This is a genomic window from Candidatus Berkiella cookevillensis (genome assembly GCF_001431315.2).
Lineage (GTDB): Bacteria > Pseudomonadota > Gammaproteobacteria > Berkiellales > Berkiellaceae > Berkiella_A > Berkiella_A cookevillensis.
This window is the reverse complement of the sequence record NZ_LKHV02000001.1, coordinates 79,851-103,457: the sequence shown is the minus strand read 5'-3', so window position 1 is coordinate 103,457 and position 23,607 is coordinate 79,851. Positions and strand designations below refer to the sequence as shown.

The 23,607-nt window shown below is 36.6% G+C and carries 15 protein-coding genes; 4 read left to right on the top strand and 11 right to left on the bottom strand.

All coding sequences use genetic code 11. The annotated features are described in order from the left end of the window. The first annotated feature begins 163 nt into the window (after positions 1 to 163). A complete protein-coding gene (locus CC99x_RS00425; RefSeq protein WP_057625535.1) occupies positions 164 to 1,147 on the top strand; it encodes an IQM protein middle domain-containing protein in 984 nt (327 codons plus the stop codon). A 58-nt stretch (positions 1,148 to 1,205) separates the two neighbouring features. Here CC99x_RS00425 and CC99x_RS00420 read toward each other — a convergent pair whose 3' ends face one another. Together CC99x_RS00420 and CC99x_RS00415 are read right to left on the bottom strand one after the other, a co-directional pair. Beyond that, positions 1,206 to 1,841, bottom strand: coding sequence for a redoxin domain-containing protein (locus CC99x_RS00420; RefSeq protein WP_057625536.1), 636 nt, complete (start codon positions 1,839 to 1,841; stop codon positions 1,206 to 1,208). A 39-nt stretch (positions 1,842 to 1,880) separates the two neighbouring features. Beyond that, complete coding sequence (locus tag CC99x_RS00415) at positions 1,881 to 3,950, bottom strand: protein-disulfide reductase DsbD family protein (RefSeq protein WP_057625537.1); 2,070 nt, start codon at positions 3,948 to 3,950, stop codon at positions 1,881 to 1,883. A 404-nt stretch (positions 3,951 to 4,354) separates the two neighbouring features. Here CC99x_RS00415 and CC99x_RS00410 point away from each other — a divergent pair, with 404 nt between their 5' ends. The 3 genes from CC99x_RS00410 to CC99x_RS00400 all read left to right on the top strand — a co-directional run bounded on the left by CC99x_RS00410 (position 4,355) and on the right by CC99x_RS00400 (position 7,141). Beyond that, the gene (locus CC99x_RS00410; protein ID WP_057625538.1) at positions 4,355 to 4,627 is read left to right on the top strand and encodes a helix-turn-helix domain-containing protein; all 273 of its coding nucleotides are present in this window, start codon (positions 4,355 to 4,357) and stop codon (positions 4,625 to 4,627) included. Between the two features lie 27 nt (positions 4,628 to 4,654). Then, a complete protein-coding gene (locus CC99x_RS00405; RefSeq protein ID WP_057625539.1) occupies positions 4,655 to 5,908 on the top strand; it encodes a type II toxin-antitoxin system HipA family toxin in 1,254 nt (417 codons plus the stop codon). A 336-nt stretch (positions 5,909 to 6,244) separates the two neighbouring features. Then, positions 6,245 to 7,141 (top strand): GNAT family N-acetyltransferase, encoded by an 897-nt coding sequence (locus CC99x_RS00400; RefSeq protein WP_077065494.1) that lies wholly within the window; start codon positions 6,245 to 6,247, stop codon positions 7,139 to 7,141. Between the two features lie 289 nt (positions 7,142 to 7,430). Here CC99x_RS00400 and CC99x_RS00395 read toward each other — a convergent pair whose 3' ends face one another. The 9 genes from CC99x_RS00395 to CC99x_RS00355 form a co-directional block, all read right to left on the bottom strand. Continuing rightward, the gene (locus CC99x_RS00395; RefSeq protein WP_057625540.1) at positions 7,431 to 8,699 is read right to left on the bottom strand and encodes an MFS transporter; all 1,269 of its coding nucleotides are present in this window, start codon (positions 8,697 to 8,699) and stop codon (positions 7,431 to 7,433) included. 7 nt (positions 8,700 to 8,706) lie between these two features. Beyond that, positions 8,707 to 9,720 (bottom strand): succinylglutamate desuccinylase/aspartoacylase family protein, encoded by a 1,014-nt coding sequence (locus tag CC99x_RS00390; protein WP_057625541.1) that lies wholly within the window; start codon positions 9,718 to 9,720, stop codon positions 8,707 to 8,709. A gap of 248 nt (positions 9,721 to 9,968) precedes the next feature. Then, positions 9,969 to 10,886, bottom strand: a complete 918-nt coding sequence (locus CC99x_RS00385; RefSeq protein WP_102134525.1) for a S66 peptidase family protein — start codon at positions 10,884 to 10,886, stop codon at positions 9,969 to 9,971. A 50-nt stretch (positions 10,887 to 10,936) separates the two neighbouring features. Next, the gene (locus CC99x_RS00380; RefSeq protein ID WP_057625542.1) at positions 10,937 to 12,739 is read right to left on the bottom strand and encodes an ATP-binding cassette domain-containing protein; all 1,803 of its coding nucleotides are present in this window, start codon (positions 12,737 to 12,739) and stop codon (positions 10,937 to 10,939) included. Continuing rightward, positions 12,732 to 14,528, bottom strand: coding sequence for an ATP-binding cassette domain-containing protein (locus CC99x_RS00375; protein WP_057625543.1), 1,797 nt, complete (start codon positions 14,526 to 14,528; stop codon positions 12,732 to 12,734). The genes CC99x_RS00380 and CC99x_RS00375 overlap by 8 nt, the downstream gene beginning before the upstream one ends. A 42-nt stretch (positions 14,529 to 14,570) precedes the next feature. Next, positions 14,571 to 15,374: a hypothetical protein gene (locus CC99x_RS00370; protein ID WP_057625544.1), complete on the bottom strand. Its 804-nt coding sequence runs from the start codon at positions 15,372 to 15,374 to the stop codon at positions 14,571 to 14,573. 255 nt (positions 15,375 to 15,629) lie between these two features. Then, complete coding sequence (locus CC99x_RS00365) at positions 15,630 to 16,028, bottom strand: UCP019853 family protein (protein WP_057625545.1); 399 nt, start codon at positions 16,026 to 16,028, stop codon at positions 15,630 to 15,632. A gap of 60 nt (positions 16,029 to 16,088) precedes the next feature. Beyond that, positions 16,089 to 16,421: a DUF7683 domain-containing protein gene (locus CC99x_RS00360; protein WP_259596533.1), complete on the bottom strand. Its 333-nt coding sequence runs from the start codon at positions 16,419 to 16,421 to the stop codon at positions 16,089 to 16,091. Positions 16,422 to 16,431: 10 nt separating this feature from the next. After that, positions 16,432 to 23,598, bottom strand: a complete 7,167-nt coding sequence (locus CC99x_RS00355) for a colicin E3/pyocin S6 family cytotoxin (protein ID WP_057625547.1) — start codon at positions 23,596 to 23,598, stop codon at positions 16,432 to 16,434. Positions 23,599 to 23,607: the final 9 nt, after the last annotated feature.

Below are 23,607 nucleotides of genomic sequence, written 5' to 3'. Positions count from 1 at the left end.
TATATTCAGAAAAATGTATTCTGCCACGCCAATATTAAATTTTAAGAAAAATGACAACCATTCATCTGAAAAATGGTAGAAATTTTCTAATATTGCTTTGCAATTCACAATAATACAATTAACCTCTTTACTTTAGTACAACCATAAATGAAAATATCTAAGCATGTTATATTTTAAGTCAAAAAATATTAATCCATCTAATTTACATTTTTATTATGGAATATTAGATGCAGAAATGAGAAATCAAGACATTTTGTACTCGGAAAAGGATTTACTACTACTCAGCCATTATCATCCATCGCCTAATAATCCAAAAACCGATACTATATTGATGCAACCTGAATATTATCCAGAAATGCTAGCAGAAAGATTTCTTAGAAAAAATTATCTCTCTGCTCAAAAAAGAGCACAATATAGAACATTTATTTTAAACAATGTATTTGTCGATGACTTTAATAATAGATTAGATGGCGAATACATTTACGGATTACTGCCAGATCATCGCCTCTACATGGCACCTATTCGCGAAGTACTCAATCATTCTCATTTAATCGCAGGATTACCTGTCATTGCCATAGGTCATGCTTATCTAAATAATGGATATTTAATTACGCTCAGTAATAATAGTGGTCATTATAAACCTCTACTGCCTAAAATGATGTCCGGTATAAAATGGTTTATCAAAAAATATTCCTCAGATTTCTTAATTGAAGACCATTCCACACCCGATCCTGAAGCACCTGATTGTGGGATCAAAATTTATTCAGCTTTCGCTTTATGTGGAATGCACCCACAAGCACTTGAAAAGGCAGATGTTGAATCCTTTATTAATCATTTATGTACTATTGTTCTTACTGAAAAACCTCAAGAAACAGGAGAAGAAGAAGAAAGTGAAGAAGAGAATGATGAAGAAAATTCATTAGCAATCCATACCGTTATATCATCTCCTCCCTCAACAGGATATCAAGATGTAATCCCTAATACCCAACAAAATCTAAGCTCTATGGATGTACACGCAAGCTTGGATAAAGAAAATACAAACAACGAAGAAACAGAACTCTCTCTGATACAAAAATTCACAAGTATACAAAGAGGCATTGAGTACTGCCGTTTCAATAGAATCAGAAAGAATTGGCGGGCAATCTAGAATGCATCAAGAAAACCTACCCTCTTCGCAATAGTAAAGAGCGTAGGTTTTTAGCCTATTAATGAGCATCACTATATTTAACACTACAACCATAAGGCGCGGAAGTAGAGATCTTTATGCTTTGCCCCTTTATTGTGGCATCAATCGCATTTTTTACATAAGGATCGGCTTTGGCAATATCACTGATATCTGCTGAAGAAATACTATCAATCGCACCGTTATACATGACTGTACCCTCTTTGCTAATCACAAACATTTGGGGTGTTGTCTTAGCTTCATACAATCTTCCAATTGTACCCTCTGCATCTACAATATATGCGGTTGCTGCATTTGCATCTTTTTTAAGTTGTTCATCTAAAGCAGTGCCTTCAAGATAACCTTGCTTACCCTTTGCAGATGAATTAATGGAAAGCCAAATAATATCTTTTGCAGTATACTCTTTTTGTAATGCTTGCATATTTCCTGCATCATAATGCTTACGCACAAAAGGACAAAATGGATTGTTCCATTCTAAAACAACAACCTTACCTTTATAATCTGAAAGTTTTACTGTTTTTCCGTCTGCCGTTGTCCCAGAAAATTCTGGCGCTTGAGCACCAACTTGAACCGCAGCCTGAACAATGGGCTGAAAAAGAGAAAACGCAGCAATAGTCGTCAAAGCAACGAAAATAGCCTTTAATTTATGCTTGATCATACAAATGCTCCTTTAGCTTATAATGTAGAGAATAACATGTTAAGAAAGTGCTTCTATTAATATAGAAGGGCTAAGTAGTTGCGGCAAAATACGAGGTTTAGCTCCATTTGCGGGAAAAAAAACATACAATGGCACACCTGCACGCTCGTATTTTTCTAAAAATTGCGTAATAGCAGGATCTTCATTTGTCCAGTCAGCAACCATAACAGTGATGCCCGATCTGGCAATATGCTGCTGTACAGCCTGATCATGAATGGCTACGCGCTCATTCAGCTTACAAGTAATACACCAAGCTGCAGTTGCATAAACAAATATAGCACGTCCTTCATCTCTATATTGTTGTAACGTTGCCTCATTATACATTAATGTTGCACCTTTCTTGCCGCCCATTTGCTCAGTGGTCATATCGACAGGTATCGGCAAGTTGACAATCGGCAACAATGCCAAAGCCGTTAATAAAATAAAGAGAATTATCTGTGCGAATAGCGTACGTGGCACAATCACTTTCCACAGCCAAATAGACATTGTCAGTAAAATAAGCCCCAACAACAACAATGCGGTTGCATTGATACCAAGCTGCTGTGCAAAGACCCAAATCAACCACACCGCAGAAATGAACATAGGAAAGGCTAAGAATTGTTTAAAATGTACCATCCAAACACCAGGCTTAGGCAACCATTTAAGTGCACCTGGTATAGTAGTCAATGCCAAATAAGGAAAAGCCACGCCAAAGCCCATCGCAATAAAAATTGCCATACCAATGACAGGCGACTGCACAAAAGCAACACCCAATGCGGTTGCCATAAACGGTGCAGTACAAGGTGTCGCAACCAATGTCACCAAAGCACCTGTAGCAAAACTACTCTTCAAGCTTTCTTTATGACTGTCAGCACTCCCCTTAAAATTCATACTAAAGGCTATCTCAAAATATCCCGATAAATTCAAGCCAATCAAAAATAAAAGATAGACAAGGATCGCAACAAAATAAGGTGATTGCATCTGATAACCCCAACCCACCACATTACCCATTGCTTTTAGCATGAATAATAGGCAAGCAATCAGCATAAAGCTCACAATCACACCCAATGTATAGCTATAGCCATAACGTCTTATTGTTTTAGCTTCTTTGTTTACTTTTTGCGATAACGAAAGTGCTTTCAGCGATAGAACAGGAAAAACACAAGGCATTGCATTCAGAATGACGCCACCTAAAAAAGCAAAAAACAGGGTTATAAGGAGAGAAGGTGCAAACGCAGACTGTAATTTATCGGTTGATGCAAAAGAAGCATGCTGCGCTAAATGCGCCTCTTTATACTCTAAGCCATTCTCTGCTGCGATTTCTAAAATGCCAGAGAATGTTTCTGGTAAGGTCACAACACCTTTTTTGAATGTCATGTGCACAATTTCATCATTGCGTATTATTTCTTGCTTCGCAGCAGGCTCTGAACTCCCAGGTACAGAGGAATAAAAATAAGCAGCATTCGTTGCCGGCATGCTGGATGCAGCAAACTCAAGACCAATCGTCTCATTGTTCTCAAAGGTATAGGTGCCACTGATTTTCTCTAAGTTTGATGATTTTTCTAGAGTATGGATCAACGCATAAGCAGATGAGGGTATAGCAGCACCTAAACCTACATCAATAGACAGATCTGCTCTTTCAGGAATGCATTCCTCCTCACACACTAACCAGCTTGCATGTGCTTTTAAGCGCGCTTTGCCATTGGCCTTAGGCTCAGGCGTAATCTTGATAAGGTGATATGCATTCTGATCATAACCATAATTCATCAATCCCCCCACAGGAATACGGTGTGGTGGCTGCCATATGATCTCACTGGCCTTCCAACCTTCAGGTAGCTCCCATATGAGATGAGGGGGCGCACCAGAATCACCTGGATTTAACCAGTACGTATGCCATCCTGGTGCTATTTGCAGATGAAACAAAACATAAAAAGAAGCTTGTGGATCAACAACGTCATATTCAGAATGCAATTGAGCAGTGGTATATCTAAGCTTAACAGCGCTCGATGAAGCCGCCATGCTTGTGCTCAAAGTACAGATTGCCACAACAATCGCGCAGCACAACATAGCAATGATCTTTCGTCCTGTCATTGTCATTCCTTGACATCAATAGGTCTACTGAGTATTGAAGAATATAAAGAAATAAGCCTTAAGCTTAAGATCCATCATATTTTATTTTGACCTAGTTTTCCAATTAACTATTTTTTGTGAATATATGCTGAAATCTTTATATAACCTAAGATATATGCCAAGCATTCAAACATTGTTTAAATGACTAAAATTTATCGGTGTAGAAAAATCTCAAACTTTTTTATCCAATTAAAACAATAATAAAAATACAGTTATCAGAGATCCAACATAATTTTTACTGAGCGGTAAAAAAAGATTCTTTTTTTAAATTCTCTTGTGTATTTTTACCGCACGGTAATTTTATTTGACAAAGAATTGAATTAGCGCTAAATTTATACCGTACGGTAATTTTTTTGGAAGAAACAATGCCCATCAGAAGTCATGAAACGCCCCCCCCATTTGGTGAAATTGAGACAGCCAAAGAGCTAGGTAATTTAATACGGAAATATAGAAAGAGCCAAGGACTAACATTAGAAAAGGTTTCTGCTCTCACTAATGTAGGCACACGTTTTTTATCTGAGCTAGAGCGTGGGAAAGAAACCGCAGAATTAGGTAAGACTTTATTAATATTAAATAAACTAGGAATTACTGTAAACCTTCAACCAAGAGGCCAGACCAAATCTTTACTCCCCCTTTAATAAAGGCAGTCCAAAGGAGCATCAATTTTGAATAGTTCAGATATTTTAAATGTATGGTACGAAAAAAATTTAGTCGGGAAACTTTGGCGCAATGAAGTAGGGGTTATGGGCTTCGAATATGATAAGAAATGGTTGATAAGTGGTTTCCAAATATCATATCAAATCCCTTTAAAAAACGTAAAATACGAACCAGCTGAAGGCAAAGCACATTCATTCTTTGCTAATCTATTACCTGAAGAAGGAGCAAGAGATAACATTGTAAGAGAGTTAAAAATTCCAAATACCGACTTCGATTTATTAAGAAAGCTTGGCAGTGAATGTGCCGGTGCTCTATCAATCTTACCAATTGAAGCTGATCAAGAAGATTCTTTTCATTATAAAGAACTAAATAAGGAACAATTAAAAATAATCATTTTACGAAAAGGGTCTCACTTACAAGATATTTCAGGAGAACCTCTCCCGCGACTATCATTAGCAGGGGCACAAGAAAAATGCCCTATATATTATTCTAATGAAAAATACTATTTGCCACAAGGAACCTCGCCTTCAAGTCACATACTAAAATTTGAAGTTCCTAATTATAAAAACATACCCGCTTATGAATATTTTCTCACACAATTAGCAAAAACCATTGAAATTCCAGTTGTTGATTGCAAATTAAAAAAAATGGGAGAAATCCATTATCTGCTAATAACTCGCTATGATAGAGTGTTAACTAATGGAAGAATTAAACGATTACATCAAGAAGATTTTTGCCAAACATTAGGTATTAGTTATCGCAAAAAATATGAAATTGATGATGGTCCAAAATTCCTTGATTGTTATAAAATGTTAGAAAAAATATGCACATACCCACTTAAAGATCAGGAAAACTTATTAAAATGGCAAATATTTAACTTTCTTGCAGGTAATTCTGATGGTCACTCTAAAAATATTTCTATCATTTATAAAGAAAACAAAATAGAACTGGCTCCATTTTATGATCTTGTATGCACAAGGGCAATTGAACGCATAAGCACTAAATTGGCCTTTTCCATTGATGAAAAGTTTGAACCAAGTGAAATTATGCTAAAAGATTGGCTTGCCTTTGGCAAAGAATGCAAAATTAAAGAACAATATCTAAAAAAACTTATAAAAGAAATCGCTACAAAATTAATTTCTAATGTAGATCTAGTTAGAAAGCAATTTGAAGAAGAACATGGGCCTTATCCTGCACTTCAAAGAGTGAAGATTGTTATTAATAAAACATGTAGCCGTATTTTAAAGGAGTTTATTGTCTAATGTTATTCATATAATATGAGACTTATAAACGTGTCCTGATAGTTTTTACTGCTTATAGCAATATATCGAATTAATAAGCATTTATAAGGTTCGCTCTATCTATTAAAGTTTACTGTTGAACGACATATTTATTTTGACTTACTATTATTAATACATATTCATTAGAATACACTGAGTAGTAGATAGTTCTTATTAGACATCCACGATCGTATGTAAGCAAAGCTCTCAAATAATAAGCCTATAATCGTGGATGCCTCACAGTATTGCTTGCCATCTATACAAAAGAGTGAAAGGATATTTACAATTCATACATATGGCTCAAAGGCTAAATAAAATATGACTAACAAAGCAGTTGAGGTTGTAGCTTACGATACAAAATGGATAGAAATATTCGAAGCAGAGGCAGAACACATACAACAAATCTTAAGAGATAATTGTATTGCCATTCATCACATTGGCTCAACCTCTATTCCTGGGCTAGCAGCCAAACCTATCATTGATATGATCCCTGTTGTAAGAAATATTGTTGCTGTAGACAATGCCACAATAGCAATGGAAAGGATCGGATATATCGCCAAAGGCGAGCACGGCATGCTATTTCGCAGATTTTTTCAAAAGGATGGCTTTAATATTCATGTCTTTGAAGCAGGTAATCCAGTCATTGCACGACATTTACAATTTCGGGATTGGTTACGTGCACATCATAAGGATAGAGATGCATATGCTGCCCTCAAAAAAGAACTGGCGGAAAAATATTCAGACGATCTCTTGAGCTATTGCTTTGCAAAAGAGACTTTTATTGCAAGCATTGATAAAAAAACGGGATTCAAGGGTCTGCATATTGTAAAAGCTTTAACACCTAAAGAATGGGAGGTGGTAGCTTATCTGCGCGAGCAATGCACCTCAAATCAATCTTTGCCAGCGATTAATGCAAACACAACTGATAATTCAAAATATCTACATTTCATACTGTATCAAGGCTTTCAGATTATAGGTTATGCAAATATTGAACTTAATACAGAATCACAAGCGACTATACTCCTCCTTGTGATAGATACGCCCTACAGAAATCAAAGCAATGGAGAAGCATTCTTAAAACAATGCGAACACTGGCTAAAACAACAAAACATAAAAACTGTACAAGTACAGGCTTTAGCAGAATCTGAATATTTTTATCAGACATACGGATATGTACCAATAACAGAAAAACTGCGACTAGAAAAAATCCTATAATATTCGGATTGCACTACCCTCTTACTATAATCAATAGAAAGTAAATATAAAGCACCATCCATTAATAGCGTGTTAATGAATGTAATCAATGCTCTCACGCCAAAAGCATGCTCTCAGAGATCTTTAGCAAATACGTGCAACATCATGCTGCGCATCTGTAGAAATATTCCTCTTGTCGCTATTGATTTATAAATTATCATTAAAATTGCTACAATCTTATGTTAATGGTATAAGATATAGTCTGTGACTATAGGTATTAAAATTATCAATACATAAAAGCTATGTGAATTTATACAAATGTAAAGCCTTTCGTTGGTCGACAAAAGGTTTCTTTAATAAAAAATACTGAGATAATAATAGAGAAGGCAATTAATGTAATAACAAAAGGAAAAGCAAAATAATAATCTGCAAGGGACAGCGTGCCTGCGTTATTATTGTAATTTAGAAGCCACCCTATAACGGGTGCATTGACTGAGGATAATATCGTAATCATTGTATTGTTAAAAGCCAATCCTACTGCCAGATAAGTTTTGCTACATTGCTCTGCCATGATGGCAAATGCAACACTTTGCCCCCCTGCGCCAAAGCCAAGAAAAAAGAAGGCACAAGCGACTATTGTTTTTGAAATAGGCTGATAAACAATAAATATAATTGATATAAAAGAAAGTAATGCTGCCATAATCATAACCATTTTTCTTCTTTTAAAAATATCTGATAAAACCCCCAATAAAGGACAACTAATCGCATAGCCAAGCCAGCCGATTGTTATCATATACGATGAATAGTGAGAGCTGAAACCATTTAATTCTAAAAAAGCCTTGCCTTCATTTTCAGATAAGTATTCAATGGTAAAATACACAAGTGCTGAATACAAAGCAATTAACCAAACTTGTGACTGACCAATCACACGAAGCAAGTCTTTTTTAATAGGTTCGGGCTTCTTAATTACACGAAAAACACCTATGTTATCTTCATTGTTTTTAACGTAGAGAATAACAAAAACAAGTAGAATGCCTCCCAAAAAACCAAGTGATAATAAAATAGTACGCCAATCAGCCTTAGCATTTAAGGCAAGCGAATTAAGTGGCCCAGCGGATAACATAGGACCCATTGTTCCAATAAATTGAGATAGACCAATGAAAAGTCCATAAAATTTTTTAGGCATCCAATCATAGACTGCGACAAGCAAACAGATAAAACCAAAGGATGCCCCGACGCCCATTATCATTCTGACTATCACAGCTGTTTTGAATTGATAGCTAAATGAAAATGCAATACTTGAAATTACACATATGCTAATTGCAAACGCTAATGTTTTTTTCAAACCATATCTATCAACTATGAATCCAGCCGGCAATTGCATTAATCCATAAGTTAATAAAAATGCAGTTGTGCTAAGAACAGAAAATGAGAAAGGAGATAAGGACAAATCATACATAATAGAATACTGAAACGTTCCCAGTATTGTTCTTAAGCTAAATTCATACATGAAAAATAGTGCACATATTCCCCAAACCAACAATCCAAGGCCACTTAGTTTATTTTCTGGTGATAACATAGCTTTTTTATTGCGTCTCTTGTTGCTGTACTTCCCAAGACTCAATAGCACTTTCAGCCCTATTGTTATCAATGAAGGAGGCAACTTTAAAAATAGATAAGCCTTCGTGAATAAGCGGTGTCGTATTAATGCCAACAATGACACCATCTTGGGTTGCGACAACATACTCCTCTACATCAGCACTAAAGGGATCTGATATGGAAGCAATTTTATCGCCTTTGCTTATTGTTTGACCAAGAACAACATTCACATGCAAAACGCCACCTTTGTTGGCAACAATCCATTCTTCATCTTGAGAAAAAACTGGTTTGATATTATCAACCAGCTGCCCAGGAATCATAGAAATGCCTCGCATAAAATTTCTGACGCCCTCTACCCCGATATTAATAGCATTTTCATCAAAACGCATAGCTTCGCCTGCTTGATATACAATTAAGGGAATGTCTAAATTTTCTGTGGTTTGGCGTAATTGATTTCTTTTTAGACTTACATTGGTAATCACAGGCACTTGAAATGACTTGGCAAGTTGTTTTGCTCTCTGATTCTCAAAATTACAATATACTTGTGGAAGAATTGCATGATTGAGTGAGCCGGTATCCAGCTCAATACAATAGTCTGCTTTTTTTATTAATTCTTCGGTAAAGATGCATGCAATTCTTTCACCATATTTTCCGTCAATTTTTCCTGGAAAACATTCAGCAATATTCTGTCCAGAAGGAATGGTTTTAGGATAATGTGTCAAACCAAACACATTTAAAACAGGGACAGCAATCACGGTTCCATTTATTTGATTGGGTTCCAATGAATTGATGAGTCTATTCACAATTTCTAAGCCATTCATCTCGTAACCATGAATGGTCGCAAAAACCAATAAACAAGGACCAGGATTTTTGCTATGTATCACTTTAATGGGCATATAAAGAGGCGCACAAGAATAGAAGTCTGGCATTTGCAGTGCCAGATTTGCTTTTTCACCTGGCTGTATGAGTTCTTTGCAAATGGAAAGCGGTGTATTTTTCATAAAAATGTGTGATTTTTTTATCCTTTATATAAAACGGATGTGAAATCATAGCAAAATATGATACAAAATAAAAGCAATGCATAAAACCCATTCAATGTCAAAGCATTTTCTATCTGAGTTGCTCTAAAATTTATGATTATTTTATCAATTGAAAAAAAGAGATAGTTTAAGAATTCATGCACACAACAATTTGAGTAGAAATAGCAACGAAAGCTCAACAAAAAATGGCTTTTTTGAGACAGCGTCTACTACCCAGAAACATAAACCGCACTTGCATGCACATCTAATTTAATTTTCTTACCAATAGGCAATACACAGCGGCGCTCACCATGACCATAAGGAAAATCTTTAAGACAAGGGACTTTAAAGCGACTTGACCATTCATTGATAACATCATCAACGGTGCCCTCATAAGGAAGCCTGGATACACATCGATCAAATTCACCCATCACAATACCAGCAACTTGATCAAAGACTCCTGCCAAATCTAAATGTGACAACAGGCGATCTAGATTGTAAGGCTCTACACCCACATCTTCCAACAGCAAGATCTTGCCTTCAAAATTGGGTTGATAGGGTGTGCCAATCAGTGCGCACAGTAATGATACATTGCCACCAACTAAGATGCCTTCCACAACACCAGAGTGTACCGCTTTACCCTCATGAATGTGATAAGGCTCACCTTTTAAACAAGACATTAAACTATGTTCAATCAGTGGATTCGGAGCAATGGTTAAAACATAACCTGAATAAGAAATAAGACCTGTCTTTGCAAATAAGCCATTTTGCAAAGCAGTGGTATCACTAAAGCCCATTAATATTTTTGGATTGGCACGAATCACATCATAATCAAGAAAAGGTAAGAGCCTTTGTGAGCCTTGACCACCCCGCGTTGCTACAATAGCTTTCACTTCAGGATCTCTAATAAAATTCATAAAATCACTGACGCGTTCTACATCTTTACCCGCTAAAAAACGCTGAGCATCATTCATATGCTTGCCAAATTTGAGCTTAAAGCCTTTCTCTTGCAAGTAACGAATTCCCCCATCGATTGCACCAGGCATGAAAGGTGATGAAGGACTCATAACGCCAATCGTATCACCACTGTTAAGGGGCTTAGGACTCATGGGTTTTAGGTCTTTTTGGATACTAAGCTTGAGCTTCATCTGTTTGAACCTCTTTGTGGGTATTATGTTTCCATAATAAGAATAAATTGTTAAGGCTCCATCACTTGCTTATTCCAAAGCTCACTATAATATCCTCGCATGCCGATCAATTCCTGATGATTGCCCATTTCAACAACCTCACCCTGCTTCAACACAATAATATTATCCGCATGTTTGATAGTAGATAGCCTATGAGCAATAATAATCGTTGTGATCCCCTTAGAGATTTTAGTTAAATTAGCTTGGATCTCTCTTTCTGTCTGTATATCAAGCGCACTTGTTGCCTCATCAAATACAAGAATACTTGGCATTTTAAGCAACATCCTGGCAATCGCTATTCTTTGTTTCTCGCCACCTGATAATTTTAATCCACGCTCGCCTACTTTTGTTTGCAAACCATCTGGTAATTTACTCACAAAATCTACAAGTTGCGATTTTTTAATCACATCCAATAACGCTTTCTCACTACAATCCGGTTTACCATATACTATATTATTGCGAAGCGTATCATTAAATAAAATAGTATCTTGTGGCACAATACCTATACTGTTTCTGAGTGAATCTTTCGTGACCGATTTTATGCTCTGACCATCAATAAGAATATCACCCTCTTTCAGCTCATAGAGCCTAAAGAGTAATCGCGATAATGTAGATTTTCCAGAGCCACTCGCCCCAACGATAGCCGTCGTTTTTCCAGGACAAGCAATAAAACTAACATGATTCAATATTAATCTATCTTCAGTATAACCAAAATAAATATCTTTAAAATCAATCTCACCGGAAGATATCTGTAATATCTTGGCACCAGGTCGATCTTGAATTTCAACCGCTTCTGAAAATAATTCTATGGCATTCTCAACAACCGTAAAATTATCCCTTGTTTCTCGAATGTGGTAGCCTAACATTTGTAAGGGGAACATAAACATTAGAACATAGCCATTGACCAGAACAAAATCTTCTACATGCATACTACCGTAAACGACTTTATACCCCGCGTAGAATGTCATAATAAACAAGGTTAAACCCACAATCGTATGTTGCAATAAGGAAGCTTGCGCATCAGCAACCAAACTTCTTTGATCGGCAATTTCCTTTTGTAATAATTTATCTTTGGCTATATTTTCTTCATATTTTGCTGTATCAAAGTATTTGACTGTTTCAGCATTCAATAAACTGTCAACAATATAAGCATTGGCTGCAGAATCCATTTTATTTTGGATTTTTCTACATTTTGCTGTCCAACCAGAAACATAATAACTTAATATAACATAGAGGATGAGCATATTAAGCAAGATCAGACCAAAACTATAATCATATAAATAAGTTAATATCGCGACTGCAATTAGAATTTCAATGACAACTGGCACGAGCAAAAGAGTAGAATGACCAATGAGATCAAGAAAAGCCATTTTACTTCTATCAATGATGTTTAAAATACTCCCTGTTTTTCGATCTTTATGAAATCTTGTTGATAAATGATGCAAATGCGCAAGTAAATCCAAACAAAAATTCTGAGCCGCAATGATCGCAACAGGAAAGGATGCCGCGGCTCTTAATCTGTCAATTAATCTTGCTAGCCCCCAAAATAATGCATAACAAAGAACTACGCCAATAGGCGTTAGGCTTAATATAGGAGATAGATCTGGTTTATCCGTTAATACTTGCACAACCTGCTTTAATAAAAAGGGCACACTCACATTTAAAAAAATAGTTGCAACAATCAACAGCATAGATAATGAAAATTGAAATTTCCTATAGCATGTTTGTCTACGCCAAACATAAGGCCACATAAATTTAATGACATTTATGCCGCTACTAATAGAAATATTTTTTTCGTCTTGTTGACTAGTCATGATGTTTTAGCTGGCTCTTCCACAAGGTAGAATATAATTCACCATCTTTCAATAATTGTTTATGCTTTCCTGATTCTACAATATTGCCATTCTTAAGAACTAGAATATTATCTGCATGAACAATGGTGCTTAAGCGATGAGCGATGATGACTGTTGTAATGTTCTTAGAAAGTTCTTCAATATTTGCTTGTATTTCTTTTTCCGTGACAGTATCTAGAGAAGAGGTAGCTTCATCAAACAATAATATTTTTGGTTTTTTAATTAAAGCTCTTGCAATACCTATGCGCTGCCTTTCTCCGCCTGATAATTTTAATCCACGTTCGCCAACCATAGTCTCTAATTTCTGAGGCAGCTTATGTATAAGCATTTCAAGATGCGCCATTTTGATGGCACGATTGATATCCTCTTCAGTTGCATCAAATGTGCCATAGATTAAATTATAACGTAGTGTATCATTAAAGAGCACGATATCTTGTGGCACAACACCAATACAACGTCTTAATGAAGATTTAGTCACTCTGCTAATGTCTTGTCCGCTAATGGAAATAACTCCCGAACTAACATCAAAAAATCTTAACAATAATCGAGCAATGGTAGATTTTCCTGAACCAGAAGGCCCAACGATTGCAAGAGATGTATTTTCGAATATTGAAAAAGAAATATTGTTTAATATGCTACGACTTTCATCATAAGAAAATGAAACTTCATTAAAATGAATATCTGCTTTTTGTATAATAATATCAGGTGCATTTTCTATTTCATGGATATGGCACTCATGCTTTAATAATTTAGCTGATGCTTCTATTTTGCTTAAAAACTCTCTTGTATTATGCAACAGCTCACCAAAACGACTTAAGGGAAATAGAAATTGAATTAAATATGCATTAATCAATATAAAATCCCCCACTTGCAACTTATCCGCTAATACATCCTGACCTGCTTTGTAAGTAATAATTATCAAACCAGCACTTACAATAATTGTTTGCACAACAAAAGCAATATTTTTTACTAAAAACATTTTAACCAGCGCATTACTACTACTTGTTAAAAGCTTATCTGCTTGTTTTTGTTCAAAAATTTGGTTATTGAATAATTTAACGGTATCAACATTCAACAAGCTATCTACTATTCTAGCGCTAACACCCATGTCAATTTTATTAAATGCCTGCTGAAATTTTGTAGCATAGTTTGAAGTAAATATGGTAATCAGTAGAAATAATCCAAGCACCGATAGAACCAATAGCCCATAAGATAGGCTATATAGATGCCACAAAATAACAAAAGCCAATAATACCTCTAATATATCAGGTATTATGTTAAGCATCACATTGTTGACAACCATAGCAATAGCTAGCTGCGCTCTATGTATTGAGCTTGTTACCGCGCCGGTTTCTCTTTGCAGATGAAATTTTAAGCTTAAAGAATGCAAATGCCTAAATACATGCAAGCTATATTCCGTCATGGTACGAGCAAGTGGCTTATAAAGCAGCATTTGGCGTAGTTTTTCTGAATACCGCCCAAAAGTCCAAAATAAACCATAGCTTGCGATAACGAGAAGAATCATATTTTCTTTTAAGTTTGTCGGATCAGATAGCATATTAACAGCATACTTAAAAATGATTGGTACACCTAAATTTAAAGCCATGGTCACAACAACCAGCAATAAAGAAAATAGGAGTCTACATTTGATACTAAAAGTCTTGGTTGACCATACAAAAGGGAAAAAAGCCGAAACTATTTCTAGTGTGCTTAAATGCTCTTTGGCTTGGCCGTTATTGTTTACAGACATAGGTTTATAAAATCTCTTTGTTAGCACTATTTTGTTTGAGCGTTATGGCAAACCTTCCATTACTTTCTTTTTAATCTCAGGCGGTGTATTAGGATTTTTAGCAATATATTCTTTTACATATTGATTATCTGTATCAGAAAGTGCGCTCAAAATATACGCAGGGGTATTCGGGTTGATGGCAAGATCAAAACCCATGTTATGACCATATTCTCTATAAATTTGCTCTAGAATTTTCACAGGCGTATTTACGTTTCTTGCAACAGACGCAGTAATGTAGAAATCTTTTAAAGAATAAAGGTACTCCAAGGTCTTCGCATTTGTATTTGCGTTCTGTGCGACCAATCTCTTTACAGGATTACCTTGATAATTGCCTGTACCGGATGAAACAAAACCAGACCAAAGCGCATATGCTTGCACCAAGCATACACCTTCATTTTTTGCAATTTTCTCTAATGTCTTGGAAGATGTATTTGTTTTTACAGAAATTTCTGCTAACAAATGCGCATTGTACCGATCACAAGGCTGATGCTTTAATGTCTCATACATCACATCAAGCTCTTCTGTGGACATCTGCGATATTAAATAAAGCTTGTGGTTTGCAACCACTATCCAAAGCAGAGCATATGCCATGTAACCACTTATGCTAAGTGCAACCGCTCTTAAGATAAAGATCGAAAAGAACTGCTTAACCCTCATACTGCGCCGAATACAAAATACAATCGTGCTAACAGCAATGGCAAATAAAAAAGCATTCGGTGCCGTCTCTATGATGCCAAACGGCGAGTGCACCTTTGCAAAGGAAATATAAATAAAGAATGCAAGCACACCACACAGTGCAACAAACATTAGGCTATCCTTCTCCTGACACTACCTGTTACTAAACAGTACATCATGCTATCAAGTAATAATACAGCACCAAAGGCGATGTGGCGAATAGCTGGATATAAATACACCGCCCAAAAGCAATCCTTTAAAAGTGGTAGCCAACAAAACTGTGGTTAAAGACAGAAAATGATATGTCGATTAGATCTAGCTAGGCACCCAAAACTCAATGCTCATCAGCTACTTAAATAGGAGATAATTGTGGGTGTCTAAATAATCCTAATCTAACTCTTCCAAAAAATCGACAATAATTCTATCCACATGCAACTTAACAAATTTATTCTCATACATGGGATCATCTTCAAAGTCCTCCCATTCAAATTTAAAGTTGCCAACAATAAAAATGCCATTTTCAACACGGCCATATAGATCATAAAAAAATGTACTGCCAATTTGTTTTGCCTCATTATGATCAAAATTTTGAATTTCAGGCTCTTCATAATCAAGCTGCACAAGAATCAATTCCACCTTATATTTTTTACCAAAATATAAGGGATGCATGTTGCCCCAAGAATCAAATACCTGCAGCCTCTGATTATTTATTTCCAAAATACATAATTCTTCAATACCTTTGTCTTCTTGTTTAGGCTCAATCAATGTTGCTATATTTTCTATCATTTTGATCTCATGTTATTTTTAGACATAATGTAAAATGGCCAGCACAAACATTCTTCTTCATCAAGAGTCAGAGAAATTAAGACGTTGCCCAGGATAGCTTCTTTCTGATTCAAGCATAAAGGAATATTTTCTTAAATCTATGACTCCATTAATCACATATGGCTGTAACGCTTTTGCTTGTATTTCATTTATTTCATAACAATAAAGCATATAAAGATCGGCCATATCTTCACTACTCATATCAATATTAAAAAGCTGTCTCAAAAAATTCAAATCTATTGGTTTTAAATAATATTTGATACGAAATAAGTGATCCCCATTTTTATCAGGCACAAGATCATAGCCAGAAACAGTGCGTATTATTTTATCAGCCTCTTTAGAATTAATTGTCATTTTTTTTACCTTATAAGAATTTTTTAATATTTCTCTCATTGTTTGGTTCTTTGACTTTTTTCCCTGTATCTGGATCATAAGCACCTAAATGCTTGCCTTTTTCTGTATACATTTCTACCTCACCATGTTGGTAATCCCATTCAAGAATTTTCCCATCTTCTGTTTTCCAACGCCTTCTTAATTTTTTCCCATCTCCCATAGGTGTTTTTCCTTGAACTCGATAAGAACCAGGAAACCCCTCTAAATAATCAGCAGCAGAATAATAATCATGATCTTTTGTTTTAATAAATTCTTCACCATTCACTTTATAGGCATCAAAATTCCATTTCAAGGAATTTGGAGGTAATGGTTGAGAATAAATATCAGCTCCCGATTGTTTCTCCGGCACCGGCTGAGACAATATCTGCCCTAGATTATCAATGATAGGTATATGCTCTAATTGCTTACCATACGCTTCAGCATCAGGGATAGGTGTAATATAAGACACATCATCAGATTCATGTATAGGGAATCCCATAGCACTATCAGGCAAATCTGGCTGGCTTGTAAATTTATTTTTTAGCCACATACCTATTTCAAAATAAAGTGCTTGATGATTCAGTGCCGGAAAATCTGAATTTACATCTTCTGGCTCATTCATTGCATAATCAAAGTTTGATTGTTCTAACGTTGCTTTATACGTTAGAATACCTAAAGCGCCTAGAAGATAAATAGTCGCAAATGGCAAAGCAGGTGCTATTGCATGTGCCTTTGGAAAGGGATTAAATACTTCCAAAAACTTGGAAAAACCATCTTTTTGACTGCTTGCATAAGCCTGTCTTAATTTTTCAATCTTGCCTTCAGGATCACCATTTTCATAAGCCACAACCATTTCCGTCAGATAGCGTAGTTCCTCTGGTGATAGTTGTGCCAAATAGAATTCTACATCAGGCAAACTGTATAGTTTAGCCATACCAGGCATAGACAAATCTAATTTCTCTTTTTCATTAGATGGTGTCTCTGTTTGCTCTATTTGGCTTTGCTCTCTTAAGTCCTCTGCTTCACTTTCTTTTTCTTTAATTTCTGTCGAATCAGATGCCTCTTTAGGCTTCTCATAAATACCATCTTGTGCGCTTTCTCTCATAAAGTAGGCATTCAGATCGAGGCGTATATCATTTTCGATAGAAGATTCTGAGGTTTGTTCTAAGGTTTGTACTGCACTTTCATCAATCGTTAAACGCTCTTCTACGGGGGCTGGTGTCAAGCTATTTTGTTGTGTGGATTTAGAAGCAGGATGCTTAAACAAAAAATGTAAGGCTTTATTAGATGCTTTTTGTATGTCTTCTGCTTGTTTTTCATATTTTTCTTTGTTCGGCACAAATCCAGCAACGGCATATCCTCTATGACAACTCTCAAGCTCAATAGACTCCTGCGCTTTATCCGTATTAATGCCTACAAAATCGCCTGCTACAATATTCTCTGCATACACAGAAGGCTGATGGATTGTCTGTGCTCGATCGCTGCTATATCGCATATCTGCCCCAGGCTCAGCATCAAAATGCGCAAGCGTGATACCAACGCTAGACTGGGTTTGAGTATTATGATCGGTGGCCATACTGCCTGTGATAACAGGCAAGCCCTCTTTACCATCCAAACGCTCTAAACGTTTGACGGAAATAACAGAGCCTTTTTCTAAATTACACTCATTTGTCACTAAGGTGCCATTTTCTATAAAGATACCAGCCTTCTCAGTCACAGTATTTTCAACACGAGATTGTGAGGCATTTATGGACGCTTGAGGCAATACACCTGCACCAATAGCATTGGCACCAATACCAACAGAAGATGCTTTACAAGATTCTGTATAGGAACTTTGAGCTGAAACAAGCTCAATATGAGGGGCACTTACTTTGCCTTTATCGGCAATGATACGCCCCTCACCCACAATAGACTCACCCACACTGATATAGGCCGCCTCACGCCCCTGCAACAAAGCCAAATCTACTGTTTCAGATTCTATACGAACAGAGTTTCTACTGGCAGAAACACTGGATGCAATCGGATTTGAGAGATCTGTAGTAAGGCTGCCGCTTTTAGTCACGGATTGATAGCTATATTTATCTACGCCCTTTGTCATTTCAATCCCTTTGGCAAGAGAGAGCAGCAAAACATTTGCATCAATTTTTGAGCCATCCGCAATAATCAATTTACTGCCAAACAACTTAAAGGTGCCACCTATATATAAGTTAGAAGCAACCATATGGCTCTGTTCTGTTTTTTCTTTGGTTTTTGACCAATTGAGACTTACATTAGGCGTGGGTATACGCATTCCATTCGACAACTGGGTTGTCAAACCCATCTGGTCAGTAATTGAACCAATAAACTTTGCAGGACTACCGCCAAATTCATTGCAAGCATGGGCAACCATGGCAGTTAAATTCCAAGCATCTCTTGCACAATTGAGTAAAGGCGCAGGTATTTCAGCAATACTTTTTGCATTGGCTAAAGCGGTTAATTCATCGATATCCCAACCACAGTTTTTGACTAAACTTGAAAATATAGCTTTGGCATTATGGCTTGATAGCAGTTCAATTAAATTCTCTCCTGGCAATCCAATCGAAAAGGTTTTTGTGGTCGTGGTATTTTTAAAACTTTCTTCTTGCGCACTTAAGTTTGTGGTGAAAGCTGTTACATCTGCATTGCCAATCACGCCTGATACAGCACTTAACTGAAAGTCCAAGCAAGAAACAACCAAAGTGCCGCCAATAAACAAATAACTACTGTGTACCTCAACACTGTGACTGTCTGAGCGCACCGTTTTTCTTCGTTTTAAGCCTCTTTCTTTGTAGTGCGCACGTTCATAGATGCTCACTTCTGCGCCATCTATCCAAATTTTATCTCTTGCAATAAGAGAAGCATCATAAGGTGTGCTCAGTATCGTATTTTTTAAGAAGATACTTCCATCGGCAGAAGCAATGGTAATGGGTCCATCATTGGCAGAAATATAATTCTGGCTAACAACTTGTGCCTGTGTATAAGGAACAGTAACGTGTCTATTTTTTCCACCTGAACGTTCTTTGGCTTGTTGTATTACATACTCTCTTGATTCTACCTTATCATCATGAACGCCCTCATTAAAATAAAGGTGTGTGCCTTTATCACCCCATACATCAGCGCCACTGGCAATCATTTTACCTGTGCCATATAAGACAGTTTCACCCTCACTGCTAAATTGTGCATTATTTGCTTTGGGCAAAGAATGCCAACTCCAACCCACATCTTCAATCACGCCTCTAGAATATACGCCAGATTGTGTAAAAAGAGGACGAAGATGCGCATTATCGACATAAAGATAATTTCCTTCTGTACCAGAACGAAATTTTCCACCCGTTGATTGAAAATCTGCAATATGTCCACGATGGCCTGTCGCATAAATGCTGCCTGAATTTTCAACAATCGCTGTAGAGTCAACATAATCAGTGACATAATTTTCTTTTGAGTGAATAAATTCTTCAATATAATGCCTAATTTGTGCATCATTCGTAAAACTTTCAACATTCCAATGAATGATGCCATCGGCATGCAAATTTCCTTTATTGTTGAATGTTTTAGATTGAATGACACCTCCTTTTTCAAGGTATAATTTATTTGTGCCACCCTCAATATCAAAGTCTTTTGTATCAAACCATGCTTCTTTAAAACCATGTGAACCTGTCTGCCGAAAAGCATCACCCTTATAACGCAGGGTATTTGCATAATGAACAGGGACATCACCCACTGCTTCTAAGCGTGTGCCTGGTGCATTCAAGATAAAGGTTGCTGCAGGATTTAGTTGAGGAAGACTTTCAAGTGAAATGCTGCGCTCAGAATAAGGCAACTGAAGTTGAAAAATATTTTTAAAATCTGGCGATAAAGAAGGCCATTGCGTTTGGCCAAGTTTTGCTTCGTTTAGCTGTAAATCTGTAATCTGTGTGCCATTAAAAGCATCTGCATCACATTGAAAGGACTTTTGAGGATTAAGGCTCAATGCATATATATTGTCATTGCCTTCACCACTACGCCAAGTAATACTTTCAGGCCTTTCTGTGTCATAACCTGTTGTCTTTACTAAAACAGCACTCATGTTGCCAGATTTTTCAATCTCTGTGCCAGCTAAAATAATTTTTTGTGCGGACAAACGACCCGATGTATGATTTATTTTTTGCTGTGATTTTAAGACAATTTCTTCTTGAGCAACAATATTTCCTGCATTGTGCGCTTCTTTTTGTGTACCTTCTAAGGAAACATTTTTACCACTCACATATCCTATGTTTTGCACTTCAACATCTGCAACAACATCAACAGATTCAACACCTATGATGCTCGCCTTCTCATGATTCACAACAGATTTAGCATCATTGATGTACACATGAGCATCCGCTTGAACACTGCCTCTATTTTCAAGCTGACCTACGCCTGAAAAACGAATATCATTGCCTGATGTAATTGTGCCTGAAGCTTCATTCAGAAAAGAAGAGTTTGCCTCGTTGTTGCTCAGCGCAGCAATGCGTTTATTGTCTTCATCTCTAACACTGATATCATGCCCAGAAATTAAAATATTTTCTGTCGCACGCATAGAATTAGAATTATTTCCCACCTCAATAGAAAAATGTGCGTTTCCAACGCTATCTAATAAACCATGATTGTGTAATGTGCTTGCAAAAACACCCAAATAACCTTGAGCAGCATAATCACCGTCTAAGGCTCTTTGCACCTCCATCATAGCCTGCACATGCTGAGTATTTATGCCATTGGATAACAGCTTGTCTAGCTGCTCACCGAAATTTAGACTCTCGGGTGTTTCTGTGTCTGTATCTGTATCTTGTTGAGGATGTAAAATTTTCTCAACCTGTGCATCAACATCGATAATCACATCAACCTTTGCAACATCTGCCCCATAGGAAATTCTCACTGCCTCAGCATTTTCATGAATTTTCTCTAAAACTTCTTCTTCCGTGGGAGCATAGGTTGTGTCTTCAATAAGCTCAAATTCTTCTTGGTTTTCTTCTTCTGTTACCCCATCCTCAAGTACGCTGTGTACTTCTGGCTCTGCCTGTTCTTCATCTTCTATCGTTTTTTCAAGATTTGATTCAAGCTGCTCACTTGCACGAGATTCAGCTTCATCTGTTGCCGATAAAGATTCTGTCTCTAATACCTTAGCAGCACTTGCTTCAATTTGATTGATGGTTGCTCTATAACTTGCATAAATAGTAAGATTATTAAAGAGCTGCTGAGTCAACTCAGCGTAAGTGATTTTCCCTTCTTGGTATCGCTGATATAAAAGCAACCAATTTTTTCCTGAAAAAAAGCTTTGCGCGTATAATTGATATTCTGCTTTTAAACTATCCGATATTTTTTCAGATTTGTGTAAGGCATATATGAGAGAGTAAAGCGTACGCTTTATAATCTCCGTATGGCTTTGCTGATGCCCGCCATTTAATACAAATAACGCTAAATCTTTGGGGTTAAACTCTATACCAAATATTTTATCGGGGCTAAGCCTATCAATCATATCTCTTAAGGCAGACTCTGATAATGCTGCTATCGTATCATTTGCATTTCGCGTATCCTCCGCTGTGCCTAAGCTATATGCAGATATGACCTCAATGGCTGATTTCGCAAATTTAAAGGTATTTCTGGAGTGCATGATTTTTCTGGAAACATTTTGCAACAAACTAATATCTTCAGCGCTTAATTTCCCTTTACCCAAAGTTGCTGCAGCGCTTATTATCAGCTCTAATATTGTTAAGCTTCTGTCAATTAACTCATCTTCACCTAAATACCATCCCCACAATTGATAAAACACATTGCAGACAAATTTAGTTTTTTCATCATTGCCTGATAATCCGCCAATGCTTGGCAATACATGGTCTAAGAAAAAATGCACGTATTCGCTATTGCTTACCTCAAGATATTTTCCTTGATACAATCTCGACAAGATGCCAGCACTGTGATAAAGCGTTTTAGCTACTAATAAAGAAGTTCTCAAATTTTTTAAGGATTGTGAAGGCATCGGCAGGAGCATACCTGTAATTTCAACAGCAGAAGTAGCGTAATTCAAAACTTTATCAAGTATACTCAGGTGATTTTTTCGCCCTACCAAATAAAAGCCTGCATTATTAAATTGATTGGGTTTAGGGGGAACAATACAAGTAACCGCTTTAATAAGCGCACCATACTGATTGTTCACAAGATGCTCACTGTCTAAAACCAGATAATCTGCCAATATGGAGCCTGAATTCTTTACATAAGCCTTACCATAAAGCTTTAACTCACCCTCAGCGATTAAAAGCGTTGAAGTTGCCGCATTTTCTACCACATGCGCCTTTACACTGCCTTGCCGTACAGCAATCAGCTCATTTTTTTGCTCAAATCTACCACCACAATCAATACTATATTTTTCAGTCAGCCTTATATGCCCTTCATTGATAAAATCAAAACTACACAAAGCCAAAGTCTCTGTCAGCCATACCCCTTGGTTTCTAACACTTCGTTTTGCATCAATCTTAAGCTCACAGCCTTGAATAAACGCAGCTTTTTGCACATGCAATGTATCTGCTATAACGCTCAATTTTTTAGCAGATATTTTTTCACAAATATTTATCTGACCTTCAGATTCAATGCTGATATTATGGCTATGCGCATTGGCAGAGAGAAGGTTTAGCTGAAAATTCTCATCAAATTGAAAAACAGCAACCACTTTAGAAGGATCTCGCTTCTCTAAAATAACAATATTAAGCTTGTCCTGAACCCGAATAATTGCCACAGATTGATTTAAGTAGCCTTCCTTTAAAAAATCATTCCCGGATAAACGCACACACCGAGAGGCAGTGGATGTGCTCCTATCTAATTCTTCAATATCAAGTGATGCTTTACCTAATTTATCATAATGACATTTGACAGAATATTCGGATATTAATGCCGATTGCTCAATAGTCTTTCTTCTTTGTTCCTGTATTTTAGAAGCATCTAAATACCCAATTGCACCATATCTTTTTAGCAAATCAGCCGCAGCATATTGCTCATGAATTAAGGCAATATCTAATAAGGTTTGACGGCCATGATAGAAGTCATTTGGCTTGAGACCTGCTTTGAGTTGCTCTTCGAGCAATGGTAGATTGGTGAGCTGAGGATTAAACACTTTATTATTTTTAGGCATATACTGCAT

Bases quoted from the DNA above. Each gene is read 5' to 3' on its own strand.
- CC99x_RS00385 (WP_102134525.1), bottom strand. From the start codon at position 10,886: ATGAAGCTCAAGCTTAGTATCCAAAAAGACCTAAAACCCATGAGTCCT.
- CC99x_RS00355 (WP_057625547.1), bottom strand. From the start codon at position 23,598: ATGCCTAAAAATAATAAAGTGTTTAATCCTCAGCTCACCAATCTACCA.
- CC99x_RS00395 (WP_057625540.1), bottom strand. From the start codon at position 8,699: ATGTTATCACCAGAAAATAAACTAAGTGGCCTTGGATTGTTGGTTTGG.
- CC99x_RS00360 (WP_259596533.1), bottom strand. From the start codon at position 16,421: ATGACAATTAATTCTAAAGAGGCTGATAAAATAATACGCACTGTTTCT.
- CC99x_RS00420 (WP_057625536.1), bottom strand. From the start codon at position 1,841: ATGATCAAGCATAAATTAAAGGCTATTTTCGTTGCTTTGACGACTATT.
- CC99x_RS00415 (WP_057625537.1), bottom strand. From the start codon at position 3,950: ATGACAGGACGAAAGATCATTGCTATGTTGTGCTGCGCGATTGTTGTG.
- CC99x_RS00365 (WP_057625545.1), bottom strand. From the start codon at position 16,028: ATGATAGAAAATATAGCAACATTGATTGAGCCTAAACAAGAAGACAAA.
- CC99x_RS00425 (WP_057625535.1), top strand. From the start codon at position 164: ATGTTATATTTTAAGTCAAAAAATATTAATCCATCTAATTTACATTTT.
- CC99x_RS00375 (WP_057625543.1), bottom strand. From the start codon at position 14,528: ATGTCTGTAAACAATAACGGCCAAGCCAAAGAGCATTTAAGCACACTA.
- CC99x_RS00390 (WP_057625541.1), bottom strand. From the start codon at position 9,720: ATGAAAAATACACCGCTTTCCATTTGCAAAGAACTCATACAGCCAGGT.
- CC99x_RS00380 (WP_057625542.1), bottom strand. From the start codon at position 12,739: ATGACTAGTCAACAAGACGAAAAAAATATTTCTATTAGTAGCGGCATA.
- CC99x_RS00400 (WP_077065494.1), top strand. From the start codon at position 6,245: ATGACTAACAAAGCAGTTGAGGTTGTAGCTTACGATACAAAATGGATA.
- CC99x_RS00410 (WP_057625538.1), top strand. From the start codon at position 4,355: ATGCCCATCAGAAGTCATGAAACGCCCCCCCCATTTGGTGAAATTGAG.
- CC99x_RS00370 (WP_057625544.1), bottom strand. From the start codon at position 15,374: ATGTTTGTTGCACTGTGTGGTGTGCTTGCATTCTTTATTTATATTTCC.